Source organism: Arthrobacter sp. 210 2 (assembly GCF_059093025.1).
In genome coordinates this window covers 149,352-172,809 of the sequence record NZ_JBNHIE010000001.1, presented here as the reverse complement: position 1 = coordinate 172,809, position 23,458 = coordinate 149,352, and the positions used below count along the sequence as shown (strand labels likewise).

Sequence of the window (23,458 nt, the reverse complement as noted above, 5' to 3'; positions counted from 1 at the left end):
GCTCAGGCCCCTTTCGAACGTGTGGTGTGCCCCGGCGGCTGGCTTGGTGCCGCGGCCCGGGGCGGCCAGAAGTCACCGGATACTGGGAGCCCGGGCGCCCCCTCCGGGGCGGCAAGCTCCGCGCGGATCTCCTCCGCGAGCCGGTAGGTCATGTCCCGCCGCCAGGCGGGCAGGCCGTGGATGTCGTCGTGGTACAGGTCGTCCGGGATGCTGTCGTCAAGCGCCGCCACAAGTTCGTCAGCGTCCGGAAGCACGCTGAAGCGCAGCTGGACGGGCCGTTTGGTGGCGGCGGTGACGGTGAGGACCAACGAAGTGCCGCCGTCGAGCCTTCCGATCAGCAGCACCCCGGACCTGCCGAGGTTGCTCAGCGAGAGGCGGCGGAACGCCGCCCGGGAAGCAAGGACCGACGCCGGGAGGTGGACGCTGCGGAGCAGCTCGCCGGGTGCCAGGGAGTTGGCGGCGTCACCGGTGATGAAGTCGGCCACCGGAACCGTGCGGCTGGTGCCGCCCGGGCCCAGGATGGTCGCGACGCCGTCGAGGCCGGCACAGAGTGAGATGACCGGCCCGGCGGGCAGCGAGGTGCAGAGATTGCCGCCGACGGTGGACATGTTCCAGACCTTGAAGGACGCCACGAAGGAATCGCAGCACGGGCGGACCAGGTCCAGGCCCGGCCAGCCCCGGCCGGACACATCCGAGGAAGCGGGGAGGCTGTACAGCTGGGCGATGGTGCAGGTGGCCGCGAGCTCGATGCCGTCATCGGTGACGGTGACCGGCTCCCAGCCTGCGGCGCCGAGGTCCAGGAGGCGTTTGAGCGGTTGCGGGCCAAAGGCGTAGCTGCCGTAGGAGAAGAGGACCGTTCCGCCGGCCAGCCAGGCGTCGCCGTCGCGCCATTGTGCGGGGTCGGTGGTGGGGACCACCGCCTCGATGGTGTTCATGTCCATGCGATCTCCTGGGGAAGTTTGGTTTGCGCGGGCTGCCGGGGTGCCTGATGCGGCGGCTGCAGCGCGGGGTGTTGATGGATGGGGCCGGACGCCTCGCGGAGCGGAGTGCAGCTCGCGGCGCGGTTTCGCGACGCGATGAGCTCCGCCGTGATGGAGACAGCCACTTCGGCAGGAGTGACGGCGCCCAGGTCCAGGCCGATGGGTGAATGCAGCTGGGCGATCCGGCCGGGCGCGACGCCGGCTGCCAAAAGGTCATCCACCCGCTGGAGGTGGCTGCGCCGGGACCCCATCGCGCCGACGTAGGCGAGGTCCAGGGCGAGTGCGGTTTCCAGCAGCGGAAGGTCGAATTTGGGGTCGTGGCTGAGGACAGCCGCCACAGTGCGGCTGTCCAGGCGTCCGGCGTCTGATTCGGCTGCCAGGTAGCGGTGCGGCCAGTCCGTCACCACCTGGTCAGCGGCGGCGAAGCGCGGCTGCGACGCGAACGCTGGCCGCGCGTCCACAAGGGTCACGTGGTAGCCCAGCAGTTTCGCCGCAGGGACCAGGGCGGCGCCGAAATCGTTGGCGCCGAACACCAGCATCCGCGGCGGGGCGAGCCGGGATTCCACCAGGATGGCGTCCCCGCCGGAATCCTGGTCCCGGTAACCTTGCAGGCGGTCCGGCAGGCAGCCGCCGGCTCCGGCCAGCCGGACCACCCCGGCGCCGCCGCTGCGGACCAGGGCGTCCACCTGAAGGAGGGACTCTCCCTCAAGAAGTCCGGCCAGTTCCGGCGACGCTGCCGCACGGAAGTTTGCTGGGTCATGGAGTACGACGGCGGCGCCTCCCCGGGTGCCCATGCGGCGTACCAGCGCCACGGGCTGGCCAGAGCCCGCGTCCGCGAGTTGCCGCAGCGCGATCCGGAGCGCGTGCGGCGCGGTTTCACCGGCCACAGCCGCGGGCACCGGCTCGACATGGATGTCCAGCTCTCCCCCGCAGGTGAGCCCGGCGGCGAAAGCGTCTGCGGAACTGAAGCCGAAGGTCTTCCGGCGGGTTCCGCCGTCGTCCATTGCCTCCAGCGCGAGCGCCACCACGGCGCCTTCCACGCAGCCGCCGGAGAGGCTGCCGAGCACGGAGCCTGATGCGGTGATGATCATGGACGTGCCCACCGGCCGCGGCACCGAACCGGTGGCGCCCACGATGGTGGCAACCGCGAACTGTCCGGCCGCATCTCGCTGCGCCCAGGAGTGGAGCGAAGGGATCAGGTCAAGCATGGCGGCACTCCTTCTTCCGCGCGGCGGTGGTGTCCATTGTCGTTCCTATCGGGAGGTTCGGAAAGCAGGGCGTGGATACGCGTGTTGCCCGGGAAGCACTGCCGCTCCGGACACCCGCCCCGGGTGGGGCGGATGTCCGGGCGCGAACAGCTTGGGGATGGTGTGTCAGGCCCCGAGCAACAGGTTGATGGGTCCGCGGGCGAAGTACACCAGGAAGCCGGCGCTGACCACCCACATCAGCGGATGGATCTTCTTGGCTTTACCGGATGCGGCCCCGATGATGGCCCAGCTGACGAAGCCCACACCGATGCCGTTGGCGATCGAGTAGCTCAGCGGCATGGTCACGATGGTGAGGAACGCCGGCAGGGCCACGCTGAACTTGCTGAACTTGATCTCGCGGATCTGGGCCATCATCATGGCGCCCACCACCACCAGCGCCGCGGCGGCGACCTCGAGCGGAACCACGCTGGTGAGCGGGGTGAGGAACATCGAGCCCAGGAACAGCACGCCGGTGACCACGGAGGCCAGGCCGGTGCGGGCGCCTTCGCCGATCCCGGCCGCGGAGTCGATGTACACGGTGTTGGAGGAGCCGGAGGTGGCTCCGCCGGCCACGGCGCCGATGCCTTCCACGATGAAGGCCGACTTGAGCCGCGGGAACGTGCCGTCCTTGTGGGCCACGCCGGCGCTCTTGGCGAGGCCGGTCATGGTACCCATGGCGTCGAAGAAGTTGGTGAACACGAGCGTGAAGACCAGCATGGTGGCGGCCAGTCCGCCGATCCTGGCGAACGAACCGAAGAGGTCGAACTGGCCAACGAGTGCCAGGTCCGGCGCCGACACCAGCTGTCCGGAAAGGACCGGGGTGTTCAGGTGCCAGCCGCCGGGGTTGGTGGCGCTGGCCGGGCCGATCTTGAAGATGGCTTCCACGACGGCGGCGAGCACGGTGGTGCCCACGATGCCGATCAGCAGGCCGCCCTGGACCTTGCGTGCCACCAGGATGCCCATGGCCAGGAGGCCGACGACGAACACCAGGGTGGGCACGGAGGTGATGGAGCCGCCGTCGCCCAGCTGGACGGGGGGCCCGCCCGCCGTGGCCCGGACGAAGCCGGAGTCCACGAAGCCGATGAAGGCGATGAACAGGCCGATGCCCACGGTGATGGCCGCCTTCAGTTCCTTGGGCACGGCCCGGAAGATGGCGGTCCGGGCACCGGTGACGCCGAACAGCACGATCAGGATGCCGTTGATCACCACCAGGCCCATTGCCTCGGCCCAGGTGACTTCCTGGATCACCGAGACGGCCAGGAAGGAGTTGATGCCGAGGCCGGCTGCGAGGCCGAACGGCAGGTTGGCCACGAGGCCGAAGAGGATGGTCATGACGCCGGCGGTGAGGCCCGTGACGGCGCCAACCTGGGCGGCGGAGAGCCAGCCCCCGGCAACGTCGGTGGGGGCGTTGTCCGCGCTGAATCCGCCGAGGATCAGGGGGTTGAGGATGACGATGTACGCCATGGTGAAGAAGGTGACCAGGCCGCCGCGGAATTCACGGGCCAGCGTGGAGCCGCGCTGGGTGATGTGGAAGAAGCGGTCAAGGATGGAGTTCGACGCCGGCGGCCTGGGGGTGCCTGATGCCGGCTGGGGGGTGCGGGGGGATGGAGCCGAATGCTCGTCGTGGGAGGAATCCAGGATGGTCATGGTGAGCCGCCGGGCCTAGTAGTCGATCCTGGATTCGAGCGTGTTCCAGGTGTTGAACGGCTCCAGCGGTGCCGGCGCCTGGGGATCGCCCAGCTCCAGCTTGGATACCGGCATCAGGGAGTCCCTGTCCTGGTTGTTGAAGTATTCGTAGAAGACGGCGTCATCGAAGCCGACGGAGGCGGCGTCGTGGCGGTCGGCCGCGAAGACCACCCGTTCAACGCGGGCCCAGAGCGCGGAGGCCAGGCACATGGGGCATGGCTCGCAGCTGGTGTAGAGGACGGCGCCGCTGAGGTCGAAGGTGCCGAGTTCGCGGCAGGCGGTGCGGATTGCGGTGACTTCGGCGTGGGCCGTCGGATCGTTGTCCGCAGTGACGCGGTTGACGCCGTCGAACGATTTGCCGTCCGCGGTGACGATCATGGCGCCGAAGGGGCCGCCGCTGTTCAGGACGTTGGCCGTTGCCAGCCGGATGGATCTGGCCAAAAATTCCTCGGCCGTGACGGTGGTACTCATGATGCGACTTCCTTATTGCCGGGAAGCCTGTTGCCGCTTGCAGGACCAGTAGAACCAGGTGCGACGGTTACCAGGCTTCAGCATGTGCTGTGAAGGTTAAGTTGCGCCTGGTAGATAGCTTCCCGGGGTCCGGGTGCCCGCCTTTGGCAGAATCGAGATTAGCACCGGATTGTGGTCCGCGCCATAGTTTTTTGAAAACTTAATTTCGCGATGTGAAATTCATGTTTCGCGTTCTTCACTGGGCAGGCCGGAGGCCGTCACAATTCCGGGACGTTGACGCAGGTCAAGCTTGTTCCCTACTCTGATGGCACCCGACGCTGCCCGCAGCCGCCGGTACCTGGATCAGCAGACAGGGCCTCACTGAGCTGGAATTACCGCACCTGCGCTCAGACAAGGACACTTCATGACCAACCTTCCCGCTCCTGCCGCCGCTCTCCGCCTCTGGATCCGGAATCCACAGGCGGCCTTCACCGCAAACTCCTTGGACGCTTCGGGCGGACTGGTGGTCAGCGGCGGCGTCATCGTCGAGGTGCTTGCCGCGGGGCAACAGCCCTCGGCCCCCTGCCAGCAGACGTTCGAGGCCGGCAACCACGTACTGCTGCCGGGCCTGATCAACACCCACCACCACTTCTACCAGACCCTCACCCGCGCCTGGGGTCCGGTGGCAAACGCCCCGCTGTTCCCATGGCTGCAGAACCTGTATCCCGTGTGGGCCCGGCTCACGCCACGCGACCTGGAGCTCGCAGCCACGGTCGCCCTGGCCGAACTGCTGCTCTCCGGCTGCACCACGGCCGCCGACCATCACTACCTCTTTCCGAACGGCCTCGAAAACGCCATCGACATCGAAGTGGAGGCGGTGCAGCGGCTGGGTATGCGTGCCACTCTGACCCGCGGGTCCATGACCTTGGGAACGGACGACGGCGGCCTGCCGCCGCAGTCGACGGTGCAGGCTCCTGAGGTGGTGCTGGCCGACAGCGAACGGCTGGTGGGCCGGTACCACGAGCGCGGCGGAGATGCGGTGATCCAGATTGCCCTGGCCCCCTGCTCGCCGTTTTCGGTGACGAAGGAAATCATGGCCGAAAGCGCTGCCCTGGCGGAGCGGCTGGATGTCCGCCTCCACACCCACCTCGCCGAAACCCTGGATGAGGAAGACTTCTGCCGTGAGATGTTCGGACTGCGGACCGTTGACTACCTGGACAGCGTCGGCTGGCTGACGGACCGCACCTGGCTGGGCCACGGCATCCACTTCAGCGACGCGGAGATCGCCCGCCTCGGGGCGGCGGGGACCGCCGTCGCGCATTGCCCTACCTCCAACATGCGGCTGGCGTCCGGGACGGCCCGCGTCCTGGAACTGGAGGACGCGGGAGTTCCGGTGGGGCTGGGAGTGGACGGCTCGGCGTCGAACGATGCCTCCAACATGGTCCTCGAGGCCAGGCAGGCACTGTATCTCCAGCGGCTGCGCTACGGGGCGGACGTTCCGGTGGAGCGCGCGCTGGGCTGGGCCACCCGGGGCTCGGCCGCCGTGCTGGGCCGTCCGGAACTGGGCCAGTTGGCGCCGGGGATGCAGGCTGACCTGGCTCTGTTCCGGCTGGATGACCTGCGTTTCTCCGGCAGCCATGATCCCATCGCGGCGCTGCTGCTCTGCGCAGCGGACCGGGCGGACCGGGTGATGGTCGGCGGGCAGTGGCGCGTGGTGGACGGGCAGATTCCGGGCCTGGATATCCCGGGCCTCATCGCCGAGCACTCGTCCGCGGCGCGCCGGTTGGTGAACGGCTGACGCCAGCCACTGTTATGGCTGGTCAGCCGCTGCTAGCGTGGCGGCATGACTCCGTCAAAGACGCCGGCCGAGATCCTGGACATCGATGGTGAAGAGGTTCGCATCTCCAGCCCGGACAAGCTGGTGTTTCCCGGGCCCGGGCTGACCAAGCTGGACCTGGTGCGCTACTACCTGGCCGTCGCGGAGGGGGCACTGCGCGGCGCGGGCGGCCGGCCGATGGTGCTCAAGCGCTTCCCGAAGGGCATCGGCGAGGAACCGTTCTTCCAGAAGCGCGTACCGGAAAACCATCCCCCATACATCGACACCACCACCCTTCGTTATGCGTCGGGGACATCGGCCGAGGAGGCGGTCATCCGGGATGCGGCGGGGCTGGCGTGGGTCATCAACCTCGGCTGCCTCGACCTCAACCCGCACCCGGTGCGGGCGGAGGACCTTGAGCACCCCGACGAGCTCCGGGTGGACCTCGATCCCATGCCGGGGGTGGACTGGTCACAGATCGTGGACGTCGCGTATGTGGCACAGGAAGTGCTCGAGGACGTGGGACTGGTGGGCTGGCCGAAAACCAGCGGGTCGCGGGGACTGCATATCCTGGTGCGCATCGCCCCGGAGTGGTCGTACCGTGAGGTCCGGCTGGCGGCGGAAACCCTTGCGCGGGAGGTTGAGAACCGGGCTCCCGGCCTTGCCACGGCACGATGGTGGAAGGAGGAACGGGGCGAGAGCGTGTTCGTCGACTTCAACCAGAACGCAAAGGACCGGACCGTGGCGTCAGCGTACTCGGTCCGGTCCCTGCCGGACGCCCGGGTGTCCACGCCGCTCGCCTGGGACGAAGTCCGCTCCATTCGGCCGGAACAATTCACGGTGCCCACCGTGCTGGAGCGGTTCGCCGAGGTCGGTGATCCCCACGCCGGCATCGACGCGGCGGTGGGGTCACTCGAAGGACTCCTCGCCCTGGCAGCCGAGCTTGGTCCCGCAGAGAAAGCTCCGCGCCCGGGTGACGGCTCGGGCCGCCGGCAGTCCACGATGCCGCTGATCGAAGTGGCGCGCACCAGGACCAAGCCGGAGGCCCAGGCGGCGCTCGAGGAGTGGAAGGCCCGGCATGCGGACGTGGTTCCCGCCCTCCACCCGGCGGACGTACTCATTGACGGGATGCGGGGCTCGAGCTCGCTCTGGTACCGGGTGCGGGTGAACCTGCAGCACGTTCCCGAGGCTGAGCGTCCTCCACAGGAGGAGCTTATTGCCGACTATGACCCCTGGGCCGGGAAGGAATGGCCGGGGTAGCTGCCGCCAGCCTGTTACGGCCGGCGGCCGAAGCCCGGGAGGGCGTGAATCCAGCGCGAGAAGCGGCTGGGCTCATGCACCCGGTCTGCCGGCAGGTAGAAGTCCGGGTCCGTGCCGCCCCCGAGGGGAAGGTAGAACTCCGGGACCGAGGGTGCCGCCGCGTTCGCCGGTGCAACCGGCTTCGTGTCCTGCTGGTACATCTGATCCTCCTCCAGAGGTCGCTGCTTGGTTTCTGGGATTCCATAAAGTGGAAATTAAGTTTTGCTATACGAAAAGCTTAGGGCGACGTCGCGCTTACCGTCAACGGGTCCGGTCACAAATTGATTTTTGGACTTGTGATGTACACCACCGGGTTGCGGGGGTACGCTGATAGGCAACTCGTGGCGCACGTCACGTAACCTGGGAGCAGCAGGCAGGGTCGTAATGAGCTGGCATCAATGGATGCCGGCTCTTTTTTGTTGGGTCGGCTCCACCGGAAACGCGCTTGTAACACGCGCTTAATTTCAGTGATGGAACCTATGTTCCACATACCGGAAGTTGGGAACAGACCATGAGCAGCAAGATCATCCTCGGCGAAAACCAGTACGGCAAGGCGGAGGTCCGGGTCGTCAAGATCACCCGGGACACGAACCGCCACGAGATCGAGGACCTCAACGTGACCTCGCAGCTGCGGGGCGACTTCGCCGCGGCCCACCTGGAGGGCGACAACGCCCACGTGGTGGCAACGGACACCCAGAAGAACACCATCTACGCCTTCGCCCGCGACGGCGTCGGCTCCCCCGAAGCGTTCCTGCTGCGCCTCGGCGAGCACTTCACGTCCAGCTTCGACTGGGTCACCGGCGGCCGCTGGGAAGCGGAGTCCTACAGCTGGGACCGGATCCAGGCGCACGGCAGCGAACACGACCACTCCTTCGTCCGCAACGGCCAGGAAGTCCGCACCGCAGTCCTGGTCCGCGACGGCGCCACCAGCCACCTGGTCTCCGGGCTCAAGGACCTGACGGTCCTGAAGTCCACCCAGTCCGGCTTCGTCGGTTACCCGAAGGACCGCTACACCACCCTGCCGGAAACCACGGACCGCATCCTTGCCACGGACGTCTCCGCCCGCTGGCGCTTCAAGACCGGAACCGACTTCAGCACCCTGGACTTCAACAAGAGCTACGAGGACGTCAAGGCACTCCTGCTGGAAGGCTTCACGGAGAAGTACTCCCACGCCCTGCAGCAGACCCTGTTCGACATGGGCACCAAGGTCCTTGAGGCCCACAGCGAGATCGACGAGATCAAGTTCTCCATGCCCAACAAGCACCACTTCCTAGTGGACCTCTCACCCTTCGGCCTGGACAACCCGAACGAGGTCTTCTTCGCCGCCGACCGCCCCTACGGCCTGATCGAGGCCACCGTCCAGCGTGACGACGCCGCCCCGGCCCCCGCCGCCTGGTCCGGCATCGCCGGCTTCTGCTAAACCGCACCGCCACCGGTGGTTGAGCCGTCGAAACCCTCGACGGGCTCAACCACCGGGCCTTCCCCAAAGTTTTTGCCACACCTGTTAGCCAGACAACGTTAGCCAGACGATGACGTCTGCCATGAACCAAGAAAGTCTGCCATGAACACCAAGAAGAAGCTGGCCGCTGCGGCCGCCGGCAAAAAGCACCAGCAGGCACGCCCGGAGGACCAGCGGCTCCCCATCGCCAGCACCTTCGCCTACGGCTTCCAGCACGTCCTCACCATGTACGGCGGCATCATCGCCCCGCCGCTGATCATCGGCGCCGCCGCGGGCATGAGCTCACAGGACATCGGTTTGCTGATTGCCGCCTGCCTGTTCGTCGGCGGCCTCGCCACCATCCTCCAGACCGTCGGCGTCCGCTTCTTCGGTTCCCAACTCCCCCTGGTCCAGGGTGTCTCCTTCGCCGGCGTCTCCACCATGGTCGCCATCGTGCACGGCGGCGGGGGAATCCAGGCAGTGTTCGGGTCGGTCATTGCGGCGTCCCTGATAGGCCTGCTGATCACCCCGCTCTTCTCGAAGATCATCCGGTTCTTCCCGCCGGTGGTCACCGGAACGGTCATCACCACCATCGGCCTGACGCTGATGCCGGTGGCCGCCAACTGGGCCATGGGCGGCAACAACAAGGCCGAAAACTACGGCAGCATGGCTAACATCGGCCTGGCCGCGGCCACCATGGCCATCGTCCTGCTCCTGAGCAAGGTGGGAAGCGCCGCGATCTCCCGGCTGTCCATCCTGCTCGCGATGGTCCTGGGCACCGCGATCGCCTTCGCCTTCGGCATGGCGGACTTCTCCAAGGTGGGCCAGGGCGAGATCGTCGCCTTCCCCACGCCGTTCGCCTTCGGACCGCCGGTGTTCGAGATCGCAGCCATCATCTCCATGCTGATCGTCATCCTGGTGACGCTGACGGAAACCTCCGCGGACATCATCGCCGTGGGCGAGATCGTTGGCACAAAGGTGGACTCCAAGCGGATCGGCGACGGCCTGCGTGCGGACATGCTCTCCAGCGCCATCTCCCCGCTGTTCAACTCCTTCACCCAAAGCGCCTTCGCCCAGAACGTGGGCCTCGTGGCCATCACCGGCGTGAAAAGCCGCTTCGTGGTCAGCGCCGGCGGCCTGATCCTGGTGATCCTCGGCCTGCTGCCCGTGCTTGGCCGGGTGGTCGCAGCGGTGCCCACCCCCGTCCTGGGCGGCGCCGGCGTCGTCCTCTTCGGAACCGTGGCCGCCAGCGGCATCCGCACGCTGTCCAAGGTTGAGTACAAGAACAACATGAACCTGATCATCGTGGCGGCGTCCATCGGGTTCGGCATGATCCCCATCGCCGCACCGGCCTTCTACGACCAGTTCCCGTCCTGGTTCGGCACCATCTTCCACTCCGGCATCAGCTCCGCCGCCGTGATGGCCATCCTCCTGAACCTGCTGTTCAACCACCTCAAGGCCGGCAACTCGGACAACCAGTCCGTCTTTGTGGCCGGCACCGAGCGCGTGGTCCGGGAAGAGGACCTGAAGTGCCTGGCCGACGGCGACCGCTTCGAAGGCGGCAAGCTCATCGACTGCGACGGCAAGGAAGTCCGGGTCGAGGCCGCGGAAAAGGCGGCAGAGCACTAACCAGGCAGCCAAACGACGACGGCGGCCCGCTCCCGGAAGGAGGGGCCGCCGTCGTCAGCGTGTTGGCAGGGCCGTTACGGCCAGGGAGGTCAGGTGCGGTTCAGTTCGTCCGAGATTGCCTGGGCCGCCTCGCGGAGGACCGGGACCGCTTTGTCCGCAAAGTGTTCGTCAACCCGGGAGACCGGGCCGGAGACAGAGATTGCGGTGGGCGTGGGAGCGTTGGGCACCGCCATGGCGAAGCACCGGACGCCCAGCTCCTGCTCCTCCTCGTCGATGGAGTACCCGCGTTCGCGGATGAGCTTGAGGTCGGCCAGCAGTTCGTCGATCTCGCCGATGCTCTTGATGGTGGGAGTCGGCATCCCGGCCCGGGTAACGATGCCGCGGACCACATCGTCATCAAGCTGGGCGAGGATGGCCTTCCCGACGCCGGTGGCGTGGGTGTGGGCGCGGCGGCCCACCTCGGTGAACATCCGCATGGAGTGCAGGGAGGGCACCTGGGCCACGTAAATCACCATGTCCGAGTCCAGCACCGCCATGTTGGAGGTTTCGCCCAGCCGGTCCACCAGGGTTTTCAGCTGCGGACGGGCCAGCGCGCCCAACTGCTTGTTGGCGCCTTCGCCCAGCCGGATCAGCCGTGGGCCCAGGGCGTAGCGGCGGTTGGGCAGCTGGCGGATATAGCCAAGTGCCACCAGGGTGCGCAGGAGCCGGTGGATGGTGGGCAGTGGCAGGTCCGTGGACGAGGACAGCTCGCTGAGGGTGACGTCGCCGCCCGCATCAGTGATCAGTTCCAGAAGTTCGAAGACGCGCTCAACGGACTGCACGCCTCCAGCGGCTTTTTCAGCCATGTACAAGTCTCCTGTGACTCGGATTCCGACAAGTCTTATCCGCATGGTGAAAAGAAATGCCCTAGTGGTCCCAAGATACAGCACCGCCCCGCCCGGCGCGATGAAATCGTGAGGGCTTGTAATTCCACAAAGTAGATAATAATATCCATAATACGAAAACATTCGGACGAGCAAGCCGCCCGAACAAGGCCCAACAGGAGGACATTCAATGGCGAACCCCAGCCCCGGAAATTCGATTACCCTGCGCGTGGAAGCACCCTCGAGCTTCAGCGCCACCAGCGAACTGGCCGCGGCGGTCGGCGCTGCCGGCGCCGCGATCACTGCCCTGGACGTCAGCGAGTCCCACCACGAGACGCTCGTGGTCGACGTCACCTGCAACACCACGGACGATGCCCACGCCGAAAGGGTCAAGGACGCCCTGAACGCGCTCGACGGCGTCACCGTCCAGCATGTTTCTGACCGCACCTTCCTGATGCACCTCGGCGGCAAGCTTGAAGTCGTCCCCAAGGTAGCCCTGCGCAACCGCGACGACCTGTCCCGCGCCTACACTCCCGGCGTCGCCCGCGTGTGCCTCGCGATCGCCGAGGACCCGGCAGCCGCCCGTAACCTCACCGTCAAGCGCAACACCATCGCCGTCCTCACCGACGGCTCCGCCGTCCTGGGCCTGGGCAACATCGGCCCGGCTGCCGCCCTGCCGGTCATGGAGGGCAAGGCTGCACTGTTCAAGCAGTTCGCCAACGTTGATGCCTGGCCGGTGTGCCTCGACACGCAGGACACCGAGGAGATCATCATGATCGCCAAGGCCATGGCCCCCGTCTACGGCGGCATCAACCTCGAGGACATCGCCGCACCCCGCTGCTTCGAGATCGAGAACCGGCTCCGCGAGGAACTGGACATCCCGGTGTTCCACGACGACCAGCACGGCACCGCGATCGTCACCCAGGCCGCCCTGGTCAACGCCCTGCGCGTGGTGGGCAAGAAGCTCTCCGAGGTCAGGATCGTTGTCTCCGGCGTGGGCGCCGCCGGCTCCGCCATCATCCAGCTCCTGAAGGCCCAGGGCGCGCAGCACATCATCGCCGCCGGCCGCTCCGGAGCCATCCACGCCGGCGAGAAGTACGACGACGAGCACCGCAGCTGGATTGCCGCGAACACCAACGAAGAAGGCTTCTCCGGCACCCTGCACGATGCACTCAAGGGCGCGGACGTGTTCATCGGCGTCAGCGCCCCGCACGTCATCGGCGAGGAGCAGGTGGCCTCGATGGCAAAGGACGCCATCGTGTTTGCCATGGCCAACCCCACCCCGGAGATCGATCCTGTCATCGCATCCCGGCACGCCGCCGTGGTGGCCACCGGCCGCAGCGACTTCCCCAACCAGATCAACAACGTGCTGGCGTTCCCCGGCTTCTTCCGCGGCCTGCTGGACGCAGGAGCCTCGGACATCACGCCGGACATGCTGGTGGCGGCCGCCGAGGCGATTGCCAACCGGGTGGCTGACGACGAGCTCAATGCCAGTTACATTATCCCCAGCGTCTTCGATCCCCACGTGGCGGCCGACGTTGCTGCAGCTGTAGCCGCGGCCGCACGTTCCGCCAACGTGGCAGCCACGGCCGAACCGGCCGGGGATGCCGCCGCGGTTCCCGTTGCCGCCCTGGCCAGCGCCTGATTCACCGCCCCGCTTCCAGCCAAAGGAAAGGACCAGAAATGGCCATCACAGTCACAGATCCCCGGCCGATCGACCGCGCAGAGGAGATCCTCACCCCCAAGGCGCTGGCGTTCGTGGAGGAGCTTCACACGCGCTTTGCCGGTACCCGCAACGAGCTCCTGGCCGCCCGCTCCGTCAAGCGCCAGCGCGTGGCCGAGACCGGGAAGCTGGACTTCCTGCCGGAAACGCAGGACGTGCGCGACGGCGACTGGAAGGTCGCACCGGCGCCCGCGGCCCTGCAGGACCGCCGCGTTGAAATGACCGGCCCTGCTTCCCCGGCAAAGATGGCCATCAACGCCCTCAATTCGGGTGCCAAGGTGTGGCTGGCGGACCTCGAGGACGCCAGCACGCCTACCTGGGGCAACGTCATCGACGCCATCCTGAACCTCCGTGATGCCGCACAGGGAACACTGAGCTACACCTCGGAGGAAGGCAAGGAGTACCGGCTCCGCACGGACGCCCCGCTCGCCGTCGTGGTGGCCCGCCCCCGCGGCTGGCACATGCAGGAAAAGCACATGATCATCGACGGCGCACCTGCCGTGGGTGCCCTGGTGGACTTCGGCCTGCACTTCTTCCACGTGGCCAAGCAGCTGGTCCTCAACGGGCAGGGACCGTACTACTACCTGCCCAAGATGGAAAGCCACCTTGAGGCACGGCTGTGGAACGACGTCTTTGTGTTCGCGCAGGACTACCTTGGCCTGAACCAGGGCACCATCCGCGCCACCGTACTGATCGAGACCATCCCGGCCGCGTTCGAAATGGACGAGATCCTCTACGAACTCCGGGACCACGCCTCAGGCCTTAACGCCGGCCGCTGGGACTACCTCTTCAGCATCATCAAGTACTTCCGGGACGCCGGCGAGGAGTTCGTCCTGCCGGACCGCGCGTCGGTGGCCATGACGGCACCGTTCATGCGTGCCTACACCGAACTGCTGGTCAAGACCTGCCACAAGCGCGGCGCCTTCGCCATGGGCGGCATGGCGGCCGTGATCCCCAACCGCCGCCACCCCGAGGTCACCGAGGCCGCCTTCGCCAAGGTCCGCGCAGACAAGACTCGCGAAGCCAACGACGGGTTCGACGGATCCTGGGTGGCCCACCCGGACCTGGTCCCCACCTGCCGCGAGGTGTTCGACGCCGTCCTCGGCGACAAGCCCAACCAGCTGGACAGGCAGCGCCCGGAGGTCAACGTCACGGCTGAGCAGCTGCTGGACGTCACCTCCGCCGAGGGCCAGGTCACCGAGGCCGGACTGCGGCTGAACCTCTACGTGGCCGTCGCCTACACGGCCGTGTGGCTGTCCGGGAACGGCGCCGTGGCCATCCACAATCTGATGGAGGACGCGGCAACCGCGGAAATTTCCCGCTCGCAGGTATGGCAGCAGATCCGGAACAAGTCGGTCCTGGCGGACAGCGGCAACACCGTGACCAAGGAGCTAGTGGAACGGATCCTGGGTGAGGAAACCGAACGGCTCCGCACCGAGGTGGGCGACGAAGCGTTCCAGCGCTACTACCAGCCGGCCAGCGGACTGATCGCCGACATCTGCCTCTCGGACGACTACACGGACTTCCTCACCACCCCGGCCTACGAACTGGTGGGCTGAGGCATGGCGGCAACATCCAAGCCCTCACTGTCTCCCGGGGACCTGGCACACATCGACGGTCAGCTGGCCGCGACGGACCGGCTGCTGGAACGGAACTACCCGGGCGACGACGGCTCCCGCCAGCCCGTCCACACCGTCTACGTCCCCGCGGACCGCTTCACGCCGTCGCTCGCGTCCGACTGGGGAGCGGAAGCTCAGGCCGCCGTCGCCGCGCACGGTGGTTACGGGAAGCTCGGCGCCCTGCTGGGCCAGGAGCCCGGCCTCGCAGAAGCTGTGGCGTCCCGCGTGGAAGCCAAGCTGGCCAGCGAACCCATCGAGGACCTCCGGCTGGACTTCGAGGACGGCTACGGGGACAGGGGCGACGACGCCGAGGACGCCGCCGCGGTTGCCGCGGCCTCCGCGGTGGCCGCCGCAGCCGCGGCCGGCTCTGCGCCTCCATTCATCGGCATCCGCTTCAAATGCTTCGAAGCCCCCACCCGGGCCCGCGGACTGCGCACCCTGGACCTCTTCGTCTCCGGCCTGGCCGCCGCCGGCGAACTGCCGGAAGGGCTGGTCCTGACCCTGCCCAAGGTCACCACCGTGGCGCAGGTCCAGGCCATGGACTACACGGTCTCCCGGCTGGAGGAAGTGCACGGACTGCCCGCGGGCCGGCTGCGCTTCGAGGTCCAGGTGGAAACGCCGCAGCTGATCCTCGGACCGGAGGGCACCTCCCCGGTGGCCCGGCTGCCGCACGCCGTCCCGGGCCGGATCAGCGGCCTGCACTACGGCACCTACGACTACTCGGCGTCGCTGCAGATTTCCGCGGAGTACCAGTCCATGGAGCACCCGGTGGCCGACTTTGCCAAGGAGGTCATGCAGCTGGCAGTTGCCGGCACGGGCATCCGGCTGTCGGACGGTTCCACCAACATCATCCCGGTGGGCGACAACGTCGAGAACGCCTGGCAGCTGCACGGCCGCTTGGTCCGGCGGTCGCTGGAACGCGGCTATTACCAAGGCTGGGACCTGCACCCCGCCCAGCTGCCCAGCAGGTTCGCGGCCACCTACGCCTTTTACCGGCAGGGCCTTCCGGCCGCCGCTGCACGCCTCCGCAACTACGTGGAGCAGACCGCAGGCGGCGTGATGGACGAACCCGCAACGGCCCGGGCGCTGGCCGCGTTCGTGCTGCGCGGCGTCCAGTGCGGCGCCGTCGGTGCGGACGAAGTGCAGGCGCTGGCCGGCGTCGGACTCCCCCAGCTCACCGGACTGGCGCACCCGCGGCTCACCACCACTTCCAACTCCTAAGTAAGGATCTCTTCCATGGGCAAGTACTACTCCCCCACCGGCGGACTGCCGCCGCAGACCCACCTGACCACGGAGCGGGCCATCGTCACCGAGGCGTACACGGTGATCCCGAAGGGCGTTATGACGGACATCGTCACGTCCAACCTGCCGGGCTTTTCGCACACCCGCTCCTGGATCATCGCCCGCCCCATCTCGGGCTTCGCCACCACGTTCTCGCAGCTGATCGTGGAGATCGGCCCGGGCGGCGGTGCCCCCAAGGCCGAATTCGAGGCCGGTGTGGAAGGCGTCGTCTTCGTGACCCACGGCAGGGTCAACCTCACCCTGGACGGCGAACTGCACCAGCTGGAGGAAGGCGGCTACGCCTACCTGGCTGCCGGTTCGGAGTGGGGCCTGGAGAACGTTTCCGACGACGTTGTGTCCTTCCACTGGATCCGCAAGGCCTACGAACGGCTGGAGGGCTACGAGGCCAAGTCCTTCGTGACCAATGAAAAGGACGTGGAGCCGACGGCGATGCCGGACACCAACGGCGCCTGGAAGACCACCCGCTTCACGGACTCCAACGACCTGGCCCACGACATGCAGGTGAACATCGTGACGTTCCAGCCCGGCGGCGTCATCCCGTTCCCCGAAACCCACGTGATGGAGCACGGCCTGTACGTCCTGGAGGGCAAGGCCATGTACCTGCTGAACAACGACTGGGTTGAGGTGGAGGCCGGCGACTTCATGTGGCTGCGCGCCTTCTGCCCGCAGGCCTGCTACGCCGGCGGCCCGGGCGAGTTCCGCTACCTGCTCTACAAGGACATGAACCGGCAGGTCCGCCTCACCTAAGCGCTCCGCCGCCACCCCGGGGTCCCGGCCCAACTGGGTAGCAGTAACTGCCGTTATGGCGGCTCAAAACGGCAGTTACTGCTACCTGGTTGGGGGAAGAATAGGTCCATGGGTACACACCCGGCCTGCAGGTGGACGCGGATCACCGCCGCCCTGTGCGCAGCCCTGCTGGCGGTATCCACTGCGGGCTGCACCGGAGATCCACCGCCGCCACCGGACCAGGACAAACCCGCTGCCTTCACGCACCTCGAGGCCTTCAGCGCCCGGATGATTGAGGAGGGCGCCCCGGCGGTACTTATTGCCGTCAGGAACGGCGACAGCACCTGGGCCCACGCAGCCGGCGTCCGGAACCTTGAGACCCGGGAAGGGGCAACGGTCAGCGATCCCGTCCACATCGGCGGCATCACCGAATCGATGGTGGCTGTCTCAGTTGTGAAGCTGGCCGAGGAGGGCAGGCTTAACCTCGATGCCCAGGTCAGCGCCTACCTTTCTGAATTCGGAACGGTGCTGCGTCCCCCCGGGCCCGTCACCCTGCGGCAGCTCCTGACCCATGAATCAGGAATCCCCGATTTCTCCATTCCCTTGCTGGCGTCAGGGAGGTGGGAGGAGACGATGCACCGGCCGCTCAGCCTCGAACAGCAGCTGGCTTTGGCCGCCACCGTGCCCTGGCAGGGCAGGCTGGCGAACGTTTTCGACTACTCGCGGTCCAACTACGCGGCCCTCGCCCTCATCGTCCAGCGCCTCCGCGGACAAACGATTGGGCGCGTCCTGGCCGCCGACGTCGCCGGGCCGCTGGGCCTGGAGACCACCCGGCTGGGGAACGGGTCCCCACCACCCGCAATGGTCCACGGCTACATCACGGTCGAAGGGAAGCGCGTGGACATGGCCCGGCCGGGGTGGCTCGGGGAACTCCCCTCCGGCGGCGCCGTCTCGACGGTGGAGGAAGTAAACGGGTTCTATGGCGCGCTGCTGGAGGGCAGGCTGCTGGCACCGGAATCAGTAGAGGCCATGAAGGGCAGCTACACGCAGTATTACGGTTTTGCCCTGCGCCGCTGGAATGACACCTGCAACAACCGTTTCTACTATGGGCTTCCCGGGGACGTGGATGGCTATGGCAGCATCTCCATGACCAGCGAGGACGGCAGGAAGCAACTGACGGTGTCAGTTGCCTACCCGCCGGCACCGCCCACGCTGGACCTTAACCCGCTGATCCTTGAACTGCAGGACGTCGCCCAGACGGCGTTGAACAGCCTGTGCTGAGGGAGCAGCCGCCCGTCCCTTGAGACTCAGGTACCGGGTTTGAGAACCACCTTGATGCAGCCGTCCTCCTTCTTCTGGAACTTCTCATACAGCGCCGGCGCGCCCTCCAGGCCTGAACGGTGGGTGACCAGGTCCATCACACCCAGCGGATCGGCGTCGTCCTCCACGAGCGGCAGCAGGTGATCGGTCCAGTTCCTCACGTTGCACTGGCCCATCCGCAGCTGGATCTGCTTGTCGAACATGGTGAGCATCGGCATGGGGCTCGCCTGGCCGCCGTACACGCCGCTCAGTGACACGGTCCCACCGCGCCGCACAGCATTAATGGAGGTGTGCAATGCTGCCAGCCGGTCCACGCCCGCGGTTTCCATCGCCTTCTGCGCCAGCTTGTCCGGCAGCAGCCCCAGTGCCTGGTGCGCGAAGCCGGCGACAGGGGAACCATGCGCTTCCATGCCGACGGCGTCAACGACGGCGTCGGGGCCCCTTCCGGACGTCATGTCCCGCAGTTCGTCCGCAATGGTCTTCGTGTAGTCGAACGTTTCCACCCCGTGCCGCGCTGCCATGTCCCGGCGTTCCGGAACTGGGTCCACGCCCACCACGCGGTAGCCGCGCTGGACGCCGATCCGGCCAGCGAACTGGCCCACGGGTCCCAGCCCGAAGACGGCAAGGGTTCCGCCGGGCGGGACATTGGCGTACTCCACGGCCTGCCAAGCTGTGGGAAGGATGTCGGAGAGGAACAGGTAGCGCTCGTCGGGAAGCTCTGTTCCCACTTTTATGGGGCCGTAGTCGGCGTGCGGTACGCGCAGGTACTCCGCCTGGCCGCCCGGGACCGAGCCGTATAACTCCGAGTAGCCAAAGAGGGCGGCTCCGGAGCCTTTGTCCTTCACCTGGGTGGTTTCGCACTGGGACTGCAGCCCTTGCGAGCAGAAGTAGCAGTGGCCGCAGGAGATGTTGAAGGGAATGACAACCCGGTCCCCCGGGCGAAGGTTGGTGACCGCACTTCCCACTTCCTCCACGATGCCCATGGGCTCGTGGCCGATCACGTCGCCCTTGTGCATGTAGGGGCCCAGGACCTCGTACAGGTGCAGGTCCGAGCCGCAGATCGCCGTGGACGTGATCCGGACGATGGCATCGGTGGGCTCCTGGATGACGGGATCCGGTACTTCTTCCACGCTTACCGAGCGTTTTCCTTGCCAGGTCAGTGCTTTCACAGTTTCCCTTTCTCTGGTGCTCATGCAGGAGGGCGGAAGGCCCGTCCTTCGACGCTATCGGCTTCGGCCAGAAAAAGTAAGCAGGCTGATCAAATACTTGTCGTCACGGTCCGCGGCTCCTAGCGTAGGAAGGGCCAGATCCGCACACGCTTGAGTGAAAGAGGAACGTTATGTCGCTCTACCAGCCCGAACCGGTCGAAATCTCCACCCGTATGCGGCCCGGCGAATGGACGGAAGCCAGCCTCGAAGAACTCGTCAACACCTACCGCACCAGGATTGTTGAGATGGGTGCCAGCGCGTCCGACGTCGTGACGGACATCGAACGGAACGACGACGGATCGGTGCGGGTTGCGGTGTCCTGGGACAAACCGGCGAATGCAGGAGACGAGGACGCCGTCACCGGCGGGCAGACCGTCTGAGCCTGCCCGGGGAAGCTAGGGCTGGTCCGCGAGCAGCCGGCCGATGGCGCTTGAGGTCAGGTTGTCCAGGAGGTCACGCGGGCCCTCATAGACTTCGACAGCCCCGGCGTCACGCAGCTTTGTGGCACTGATCCCGCCGCAGGTGACTCCCACCGACGGGATGCCAAGGGCTGCAGCGGCCTTCATGTCCCACACGGCATCCCCAACGAAGACAGCGTTACCGGCCTCCACGCTGATGGCCTCCAGTGCTGCCACCAGGATGTCCGGGGCGGGCTTGCTTTCCTTGGCGTCATTGGCGCTGGTGGCACCGTCAATAAAAGCGTCGGCGTCGAGCGTGGCCTTCATGACCTGAAGGTCCTTCTTCCGCGCGGAGGAGGCGAGCGCAACGGCAAGCCCACCGGCGTGGCACTGGGCGAGCAGGTCCTTGGCGCCGTCGAAGGCGCGCAGGGCGGGCCAGTGGGAGGCGTACAGGGCGCCGTGGCTGGACATGATGTCCCGGTCCGCGTCACGGTCCCGGTCCGATGGCAGCAGGCTGTCCACCAACCGGTCGCCGCCCATGCCCACGAAGTGGTGGATCGATGCCATCGGGATGTCGTAGCCGTACTGGCGGAAGGCGCCCCACCAGGAAATGGTGTGGATGTAGGACGAGTCGATCAGCGTCCCGTCAACGTCAAAGAGAACCCCCCGGCGCAGTCCGCCAGGGGGTGGCATGCGGGTGGGGGCCATCAGCTGACCGCAGCCCGCCGGGCTTCCGGAGCCTTCCTGCGCCGGGCCGCTTCCTCCTTGGGGGTGGAGACGGGCCGGACGCGTTCCCGGATCACGGTCCCGGCGCCGTCGTGGCTCTTGTCCCGGATGAGGCCCGTGCCGGCTATCTCGCGGGCCATCGCCACGCCGGCGGCAGCCGCCCTCTTGGTGGGAAACGTTACCGAGATGGCCATCAGGTTCCCGGTCCCGTCCATCATCCTGACCCGATAGCCGCCGTCAGGCGCATCCACGAGCTCAAAATACCCGGCCATACAAATCACTCCTCCGTCAGTCACGGCGCTGTGCCCTGGAGCACTCCATGAGGTGTTAGTAAGTATACTTATCTGTTCTGCGAAGGGAAAGTTCCGCCCCTGCCCGCGCCGCCTCAGCTCGTTTCCGCAGACTCCTGCGGAATGGGGGTGTCACTCCGGCGAACCGTATCCTGATGAAGCTCCAAAGCGCTAGTCACAAGCGCGAAGTGGCTGAAGGCCTGGGGTGTGTTGCCCAGCTGGCGCCCTGCTTTGACCGCCCATTCCTCGCTCAGCAGCCCCACGTCGTTGCGCAGTTCGAGCAGGCGTTCGAACAGTTTCCGGGACTCCTCGTGCCGGCCCGCGCCGAGAAGGGCTTCCACCAGCCAGAAGGAGCACGCCAGGAAGACACCCTCATCGCCCGGCAGCCCGTCGTCGCTCTCGGCGGGACGGTACCGGAGCACGAACCCGTCCTCCGTGAGCTCGCGCTGGATGGCCTCGATGGTCCCGATCACCCGCGGGTCATCGGGCGGGAGGAAACCCACCCGAGGAATCAGGAGGAGGCTGGCGTCCAGCTCCGGCCTGCCGTAGGACTGTACGAAGGTATTGCGGGCGGCGTCGAACCCGTTGGCCATAACGTCCCGGTGGATGGTGTCCCGCAACGTTTCCCAGCGCTCAACCGGCCCTGGCAGGCCGGACTCCCGGACACCCTTCACCATCCGGTCTGCGGCAACCCAGGCCATCACCTTGGAGTGCGTGAAGTGCCGGCGGGGCCCGCGCATTTCCCACAGCCCGTTGTCCGGCTGGTCCCAGATGGTTTCGAGGTGCGACATCAGGGTGCACTGGAGGTCCCACGCCTCATCGGTGTGCTTCAGCAACGAGTTGCGGGTCAAGGCAAGGCAGTCCAGCACCTCACCCCAAACGTCCAGCTGCAGCTGTTCAGCGGCGCCGTTGCCGATACGCACCGGCGATGAGTTCTCGTAGCCTTTCAGCCAGGGGAGCTCCATCTCCGGCAGGCGCCGTTCACCGTGGATGCCGTACATGATCTGCAGATCCGCCGGGTCGCCGGCCACTGCACGCAGGAGCCAGTCCCGCCAGGCTGCCGCTTCGGCCGTGTACCCGGCCGCAAGGAGTGCCTGCAGGGTCATGGTGGCGTCGCGGAGCCAGCAGTATCGGTAGTCCCAGTTGCGGGGGCCGCCCAGTTGCTCCGGCAGGGACGTGGTGACAGCAGCCACGATGCCCCCGGTAGGTGCGTAGGTGAGGCCCTTCAGGGTCACGAGCGAACGCACCACCGCGTCCTGGTACTCCCCGGTCACCGTGCACTGTGAAGCCCAGCCGCGCCAGAAAGCGTACGTGGTGTCCAGAACCTTCTCTGCGTCCACAGTGTGCGGGCGCCCCATGTGGCTGGGTGCCCATGTCAGCACGAACGGGACCCGCTCGCCGGCGCTGACCGTGAAGTCGCTGACGGTGTGCATGTTCTCGCCGTGCAGCGGCGCGGGCGTGACGAAGTAGACGGCGTCGGGCCCGGCGATGGCATGCAGTCCGTGGGCGTCCTTGCGCACCCAGGGAATGATGTGCCCGTAGTCGAAGCGCAGGGTCAGTTCGCTGTGCATCTTCACGCTGCCGCTGACACCCTCAACGATGCGGACGATGTCCGCCACGGCGTCCCGGGGCGGCATGAAGTCGATGACGCGCACCGTCCCGTCCGGTGTTTCCCACTCCGTCTCCAGGATCAGGCTCCCGTCCCGGTAGCTCCGCCGGGTGCACGGCCCGCCGTTTTCCGGCGCCAGCAGCCAGCGGCCGGCCTCGGGCGTGTCCAGCAGCGCGTTAAAGCATGCCGGGGAGTCGAAGCGTGGCAGGCAGAGCCAGTCGATGGAGCCTTCCTTGCTCACGAGTGCACCGGTTTGAAGGTCACCAACTACCGCATAATCTTCAATGAGCGCCATGACCTTACATTGCCACAGACGGCTCCGCTGCACAGGCCTCAAACCGATGTAGCCTGCAGGAATGGCAGTCCACATCGGCACCTCAGGCTGGAGCTATGACCACTGGGAGAATGTCCTCTACCCGCCCAGGCTGCCTGCCAGGGACCGCCTGCAGCATTACGTTTCCCGGTTCAGCACCGTTGAACTGAACGCCAGCTTCTACCGCTGGCCCCGCGACACCACCTTCGCCGGCTGGAACCAGCGCCTGCCCGCCGGTTTCACCATGTCCGTCAAGGCCCCGCGCGGGCTCACCCATGCCAGGAAGCTGTACTCGCCGGAGGTATGGCTGGAGCGCATTGAGCGGTGCTGGCATGAACTCGGCGACAAGAGGGCCGTCCTCCTGGTCCAGCTGCCTCCGCAGATGGAGCGCGACGACGCCCGGCTGGACTACTTCCTGGCGGCAGTCCCTTCCTGGATCCGGGTGACTGTGGAATTCCGGCACCCCACGTGGGACTGCCCGGAGGTGTTCGCCCTCCTGGAGCGGCACCAGGCGGCCTACTGCATCATGAGCGGGGCAAACCTTCCCTGCATCCTGCGCACCACGGCGCCGTTCGCGTATGTCCGGCTGCATGGACCTGACCACCAGCACCTTTACGCCGGCTCCTATTCAGACGCGGACATGCACTGGTGGGCGGACCGCATCCGCGGGTGGGAGGGTGACGGCCTGGACGTGTACGCCTATTTCAATAACGACGGCGGCGGCCACGCAGTGCGCAATGCCCAGACCCTGCGCGGGATCCTTGGGCAGGGCTAACGTCATAGAGCACCGTCCACGCCAAGGAGTCTCCTCGCCGG

The 23,458-nt window shown here is 66.8% G+C and carries 21 protein-coding genes; 11 read left to right on the top strand and 10 right to left on the bottom strand.

Annotated features, from left to right (window positions below; translation table 11 throughout):
• Window positions 1-2: 2 nt before the first annotated feature.
• The 4 genes from AC5RWA_RS00835 to AC5RWA_RS00820 form a co-directional block, all read right to left on the bottom strand.
• A complete protein-coding gene (locus tag AC5RWA_RS00835) occupies window positions 3-941 on the bottom strand; it encodes an FAD binding domain-containing protein (protein WP_494056173.1) in 939 nt (312 codons plus the stop codon).
• Entirely contained in the window at window positions 932-2,188 is a 1,257-nt protein-coding gene (locus AC5RWA_RS00830; RefSeq protein WP_494056172.1) for an XdhC family protein, read from the bottom strand. Before AC5RWA_RS00830 ends, AC5RWA_RS00835 begins: the two co-directional genes overlap by 10 nt.
• 165 nt (window positions 2,189-2,353) lie before the next feature.
• Window positions 2,354-3,874 (bottom strand): NCS2 family permease, encoded by a 1,521-nt coding sequence (locus AC5RWA_RS00825; protein ID WP_079598868.1) that lies wholly within the window; start codon window positions 3,872-3,874, stop codon window positions 2,354-2,356.
• Between the two features lie 15 nt (window positions 3,875-3,889).
• The gene (locus AC5RWA_RS00820) at window positions 3,890-4,384 is read right to left on the bottom strand and encodes a nucleoside deaminase (protein WP_494056171.1); all 495 of its coding nucleotides are present in this window, start codon (window positions 4,382-4,384) and stop codon (window positions 3,890-3,892) included.
• Window positions 4,385-4,787: 403 nt separating this feature from the next.
• Here AC5RWA_RS00820 and AC5RWA_RS00815 point away from each other — a divergent pair, with 403 nt between their 5' ends.
• Together AC5RWA_RS00815 and ligD are read left to right on the top strand one after the other, a co-directional pair.
• Window positions 4,788-6,161, top strand: a complete 1,374-nt coding sequence (locus AC5RWA_RS00815; RefSeq protein ID WP_494056170.1) for an 8-oxoguanine deaminase — start codon at window positions 4,788-4,790, stop codon at window positions 6,159-6,161.
• 45 nt (window positions 6,162-6,206) lie between these two features.
• Window positions 6,207-7,439, top strand: a complete 1,233-nt coding sequence (gene ligD, locus AC5RWA_RS00810; protein ID WP_494056169.1) for a non-homologous end-joining DNA ligase — start codon at window positions 6,207-6,209, stop codon at window positions 7,437-7,439.
• A 14-nt stretch (window positions 7,440-7,453) separates the two neighbouring features.
• On the opposite strand, the gene AC5RWA_RS00805 is transcribed toward ligD, so the two are convergent.
• Window positions 7,454-7,639 carry a hypothetical protein gene (locus AC5RWA_RS00805; protein WP_079598864.1) on the bottom strand — a complete coding sequence of 62 codons (186 nt, stop codon included), beginning with the start codon at window positions 7,637-7,639 and terminating at the stop codon, window positions 7,454-7,456.
• Between the two features lie 350 nt (window positions 7,640-7,989).
• Here AC5RWA_RS00805 and pucL point away from each other — a divergent pair, with 350 nt between their 5' ends.
• Both pucL and AC5RWA_RS00795 read left to right on the top strand, forming a co-directional pair.
• Window positions 7,990-8,898 carry a factor-independent urate hydroxylase gene (gene pucL, locus AC5RWA_RS00800; protein WP_079598863.1) on the top strand — a complete coding sequence of 303 codons (909 nt, stop codon included), beginning with the start codon at window positions 7,990-7,992 and terminating at the stop codon, window positions 8,896-8,898.
• Between the two features lie 141 nt (window positions 8,899-9,039).
• Window positions 9,040-10,545 carry a nucleobase:cation symporter-2 family protein gene (locus AC5RWA_RS00795; protein ID WP_079598862.1) on the top strand — a complete coding sequence of 502 codons (1,506 nt, stop codon included), beginning with the start codon at window positions 9,040-9,042 and terminating at the stop codon, window positions 10,543-10,545.
• Between the two features lie 89 nt (window positions 10,546-10,634).
• Here AC5RWA_RS00795 and AC5RWA_RS00790 read toward each other — a convergent pair whose 3' ends face one another.
• Window positions 10,635-11,390 (bottom strand): IclR family transcriptional regulator, encoded by a 756-nt coding sequence (locus tag AC5RWA_RS00790; RefSeq protein WP_079598861.1) that lies wholly within the window; start codon window positions 11,388-11,390, stop codon window positions 10,635-10,637.
• Between the two features lie 208 nt (window positions 11,391-11,598).
• On the opposite strand from AC5RWA_RS00790, the gene AC5RWA_RS00785 reads away from it, so the two are divergent.
• The 5 genes from AC5RWA_RS00785 to AC5RWA_RS00765 all read left to right on the top strand — a co-directional run bounded on the left by AC5RWA_RS00785 (window position 11,599) and on the right by AC5RWA_RS00765 (window position 18,059).
• A complete protein-coding gene (locus tag AC5RWA_RS00785) occupies window positions 11,599-13,053 on the top strand; it encodes an NAD-dependent malic enzyme (protein WP_275729496.1) in 1,455 nt (484 codons plus the stop codon).
• 38 nt (window positions 13,054-13,091) lie between these two features.
• Window positions 13,092-14,690 (top strand): malate synthase A, encoded by a 1,599-nt coding sequence (gene aceB, locus AC5RWA_RS00780; protein WP_494056168.1) that lies wholly within the window; start codon window positions 13,092-13,094, stop codon window positions 14,688-14,690.
• Window positions 14,691-14,693: 3 nt separating this feature from the next.
• Window positions 14,694-15,971: a DUF6986 family protein gene (locus tag AC5RWA_RS00775; protein ID WP_494056167.1), complete on the top strand. Its 1,278-nt coding sequence runs from the start codon at window positions 14,694-14,696 to the stop codon at window positions 15,969-15,971.
• Between the two features lie 15 nt (window positions 15,972-15,986).
• Window positions 15,987-16,799, top strand: a complete 813-nt coding sequence (locus tag AC5RWA_RS00770; protein WP_494056166.1) for a bifunctional allantoicase/(S)-ureidoglycine aminohydrolase — start codon at window positions 15,987-15,989, stop codon at window positions 16,797-16,799.
• A gap of 108 nt (window positions 16,800-16,907) precedes the next feature.
• Window positions 16,908-18,059, top strand: coding sequence for a serine hydrolase domain-containing protein (locus AC5RWA_RS00765; protein WP_494056165.1), 1,152 nt, complete (start codon window positions 16,908-16,910; stop codon window positions 18,057-18,059).
• A gap of 26 nt (window positions 18,060-18,085) precedes the next feature.
• On the opposite strand, the gene AC5RWA_RS00760 is transcribed toward AC5RWA_RS00765, so the two are convergent.
• Complete coding sequence (locus AC5RWA_RS00760; protein ID WP_115523966.1) at window positions 18,086-19,267, bottom strand: zinc-dependent alcohol dehydrogenase; 1,182 nt, start codon at window positions 19,265-19,267, stop codon at window positions 18,086-18,088.
• 170 nt (window positions 19,268-19,437) lie between these two features.
• On the opposite strand from AC5RWA_RS00760, the gene AC5RWA_RS00755 reads away from it, so the two are divergent.
• Entirely contained in the window at window positions 19,438-19,686 is a 249-nt protein-coding gene (locus AC5RWA_RS00755; protein ID WP_079598854.1) for a hypothetical protein, read from the top strand.
• 15 nt (window positions 19,687-19,701) lie between these two features.
• Here AC5RWA_RS00755 and AC5RWA_RS00750 read toward each other — a convergent pair whose 3' ends face one another.
• The 3 genes from AC5RWA_RS00750 to AC5RWA_RS00740 all read right to left on the bottom strand — a co-directional run bounded on the left by AC5RWA_RS00750 (window position 19,702) and on the right by AC5RWA_RS00740 (window position 22,624).
• Entirely contained in the window at window positions 19,702-20,412 is a 711-nt protein-coding gene (locus tag AC5RWA_RS00750) for an HAD family hydrolase (protein ID WP_494056164.1), read from the bottom strand.
• Entirely contained in the window at window positions 20,412-20,702 is a 291-nt protein-coding gene (locus tag AC5RWA_RS00745; protein ID WP_494056163.1) for a hypothetical protein, read from the bottom strand. Before AC5RWA_RS00745 ends, AC5RWA_RS00750 begins: the two co-directional genes overlap by 1 nt.
• Window positions 20,703-20,815: 113 nt before the next feature.
• The gene (locus tag AC5RWA_RS00740) at window positions 20,816-22,624 is read right to left on the bottom strand and encodes a glycoside hydrolase family 15 protein (RefSeq protein ID WP_494056162.1); all 1,809 of its coding nucleotides are present in this window, start codon (window positions 22,622-22,624) and stop codon (window positions 20,816-20,818) included.
• Window positions 22,625-22,685: 61 nt separating this feature from the next.
• Here AC5RWA_RS00740 and AC5RWA_RS00735 point away from each other — a divergent pair, with 61 nt between their 5' ends.
• Entirely contained in the window at window positions 22,686-23,417 is a 732-nt protein-coding gene (locus AC5RWA_RS00735; RefSeq protein WP_275728260.1) for a DUF72 domain-containing protein, read from the top strand.
• The last annotated feature ends 41 nt before the right edge of the window (window positions 23,418-23,458 follow it).

Coding starts and splice junctions, on each gene's coding strand:
- AC5RWA_RS00835 (WP_494056173.1), bottom strand. CDS start 941: ATGGACATGAACACCATCGAGGCGGTGGTCCCCACCACCGACCCCGCA.
- AC5RWA_RS00790 (WP_079598861.1), bottom strand. CDS start 11,390: ATGGCTGAAAAAGCCGCTGGAGGCGTGCAGTCCGTTGAGCGCGTCTTC.
- AC5RWA_RS00815 (WP_494056170.1), top strand. CDS start 4,788: ATGACCAACCTTCCCGCTCCTGCCGCCGCTCTCCGCCTCTGGATCCGG.
- AC5RWA_RS00735 (WP_275728260.1), top strand. CDS start 22,686: ATGGCAGTCCACATCGGCACCTCAGGCTGGAGCTATGACCACTGGGAG.
- AC5RWA_RS00775 (WP_494056167.1), top strand. CDS start 14,694: ATGGCGGCAACATCCAAGCCCTCACTGTCTCCCGGGGACCTGGCACAC.
- AC5RWA_RS00765 (WP_494056165.1), top strand. CDS start 16,908: ATGGGTACACACCCGGCCTGCAGGTGGACGCGGATCACCGCCGCCCTG.
- AC5RWA_RS00785 (WP_275729496.1), top strand. CDS start 11,599: ATGGCGAACCCCAGCCCCGGAAATTCGATTACCCTGCGCGTGGAAGCA.
- AC5RWA_RS00830 (WP_494056172.1), bottom strand. CDS start 2,188: ATGCTTGACCTGATCCCTTCGCTCCACTCCTGGGCGCAGCGAGATGCG.
- AC5RWA_RS00740 (WP_494056162.1), bottom strand. CDS start 22,624: ATGGCGCTCATTGAAGATTATGCGGTAGTTGGTGACCTTCAAACCGGT.
- ligD (WP_494056169.1), top strand. CDS start 6,207: ATGACTCCGTCAAAGACGCCGGCCGAGATCCTGGACATCGATGGTGAA.
- AC5RWA_RS00755 (WP_079598854.1), top strand. CDS start 19,438: ATGTCGCTCTACCAGCCCGAACCGGTCGAAATCTCCACCCGTATGCGG.
- AC5RWA_RS00825 (WP_079598868.1), bottom strand. CDS start 3,874: ATGACCATCCTGGATTCCTCCCACGACGAGCATTCGGCTCCATCCCCC.
- pucL (WP_079598863.1), top strand. CDS start 7,990: ATGAGCAGCAAGATCATCCTCGGCGAAAACCAGTACGGCAAGGCGGAG.
- AC5RWA_RS00770 (WP_494056166.1), top strand. CDS start 15,987: ATGGGCAAGTACTACTCCCCCACCGGCGGACTGCCGCCGCAGACCCAC.
- AC5RWA_RS00750 (WP_494056164.1), bottom strand. CDS start 20,412: ATGGCCCCCACCCGCATGCCACCCCCTGGCGGACTGCGCCGGGGGGTT.
- AC5RWA_RS00745 (WP_494056163.1), bottom strand. CDS start 20,702: ATGGCCGGGTATTTTGAGCTCGTGGATGCGCCTGACGGCGGCTATCGG.
- AC5RWA_RS00805 (WP_079598864.1), bottom strand. CDS start 7,639: ATGTACCAGCAGGACACGAAGCCGGTTGCACCGGCGAACGCGGCGGCA.
- AC5RWA_RS00795 (WP_079598862.1), top strand. CDS start 9,040: ATGAACACCAAGAAGAAGCTGGCCGCTGCGGCCGCCGGCAAAAAGCAC.
- aceB (WP_494056168.1), top strand. CDS start 13,092: ATGGCCATCACAGTCACAGATCCCCGGCCGATCGACCGCGCAGAGGAG.
- AC5RWA_RS00820 (WP_494056171.1), bottom strand. CDS start 4,384: ATGAGTACCACCGTCACGGCCGAGGAATTTTTGGCCAGATCCATCCGG.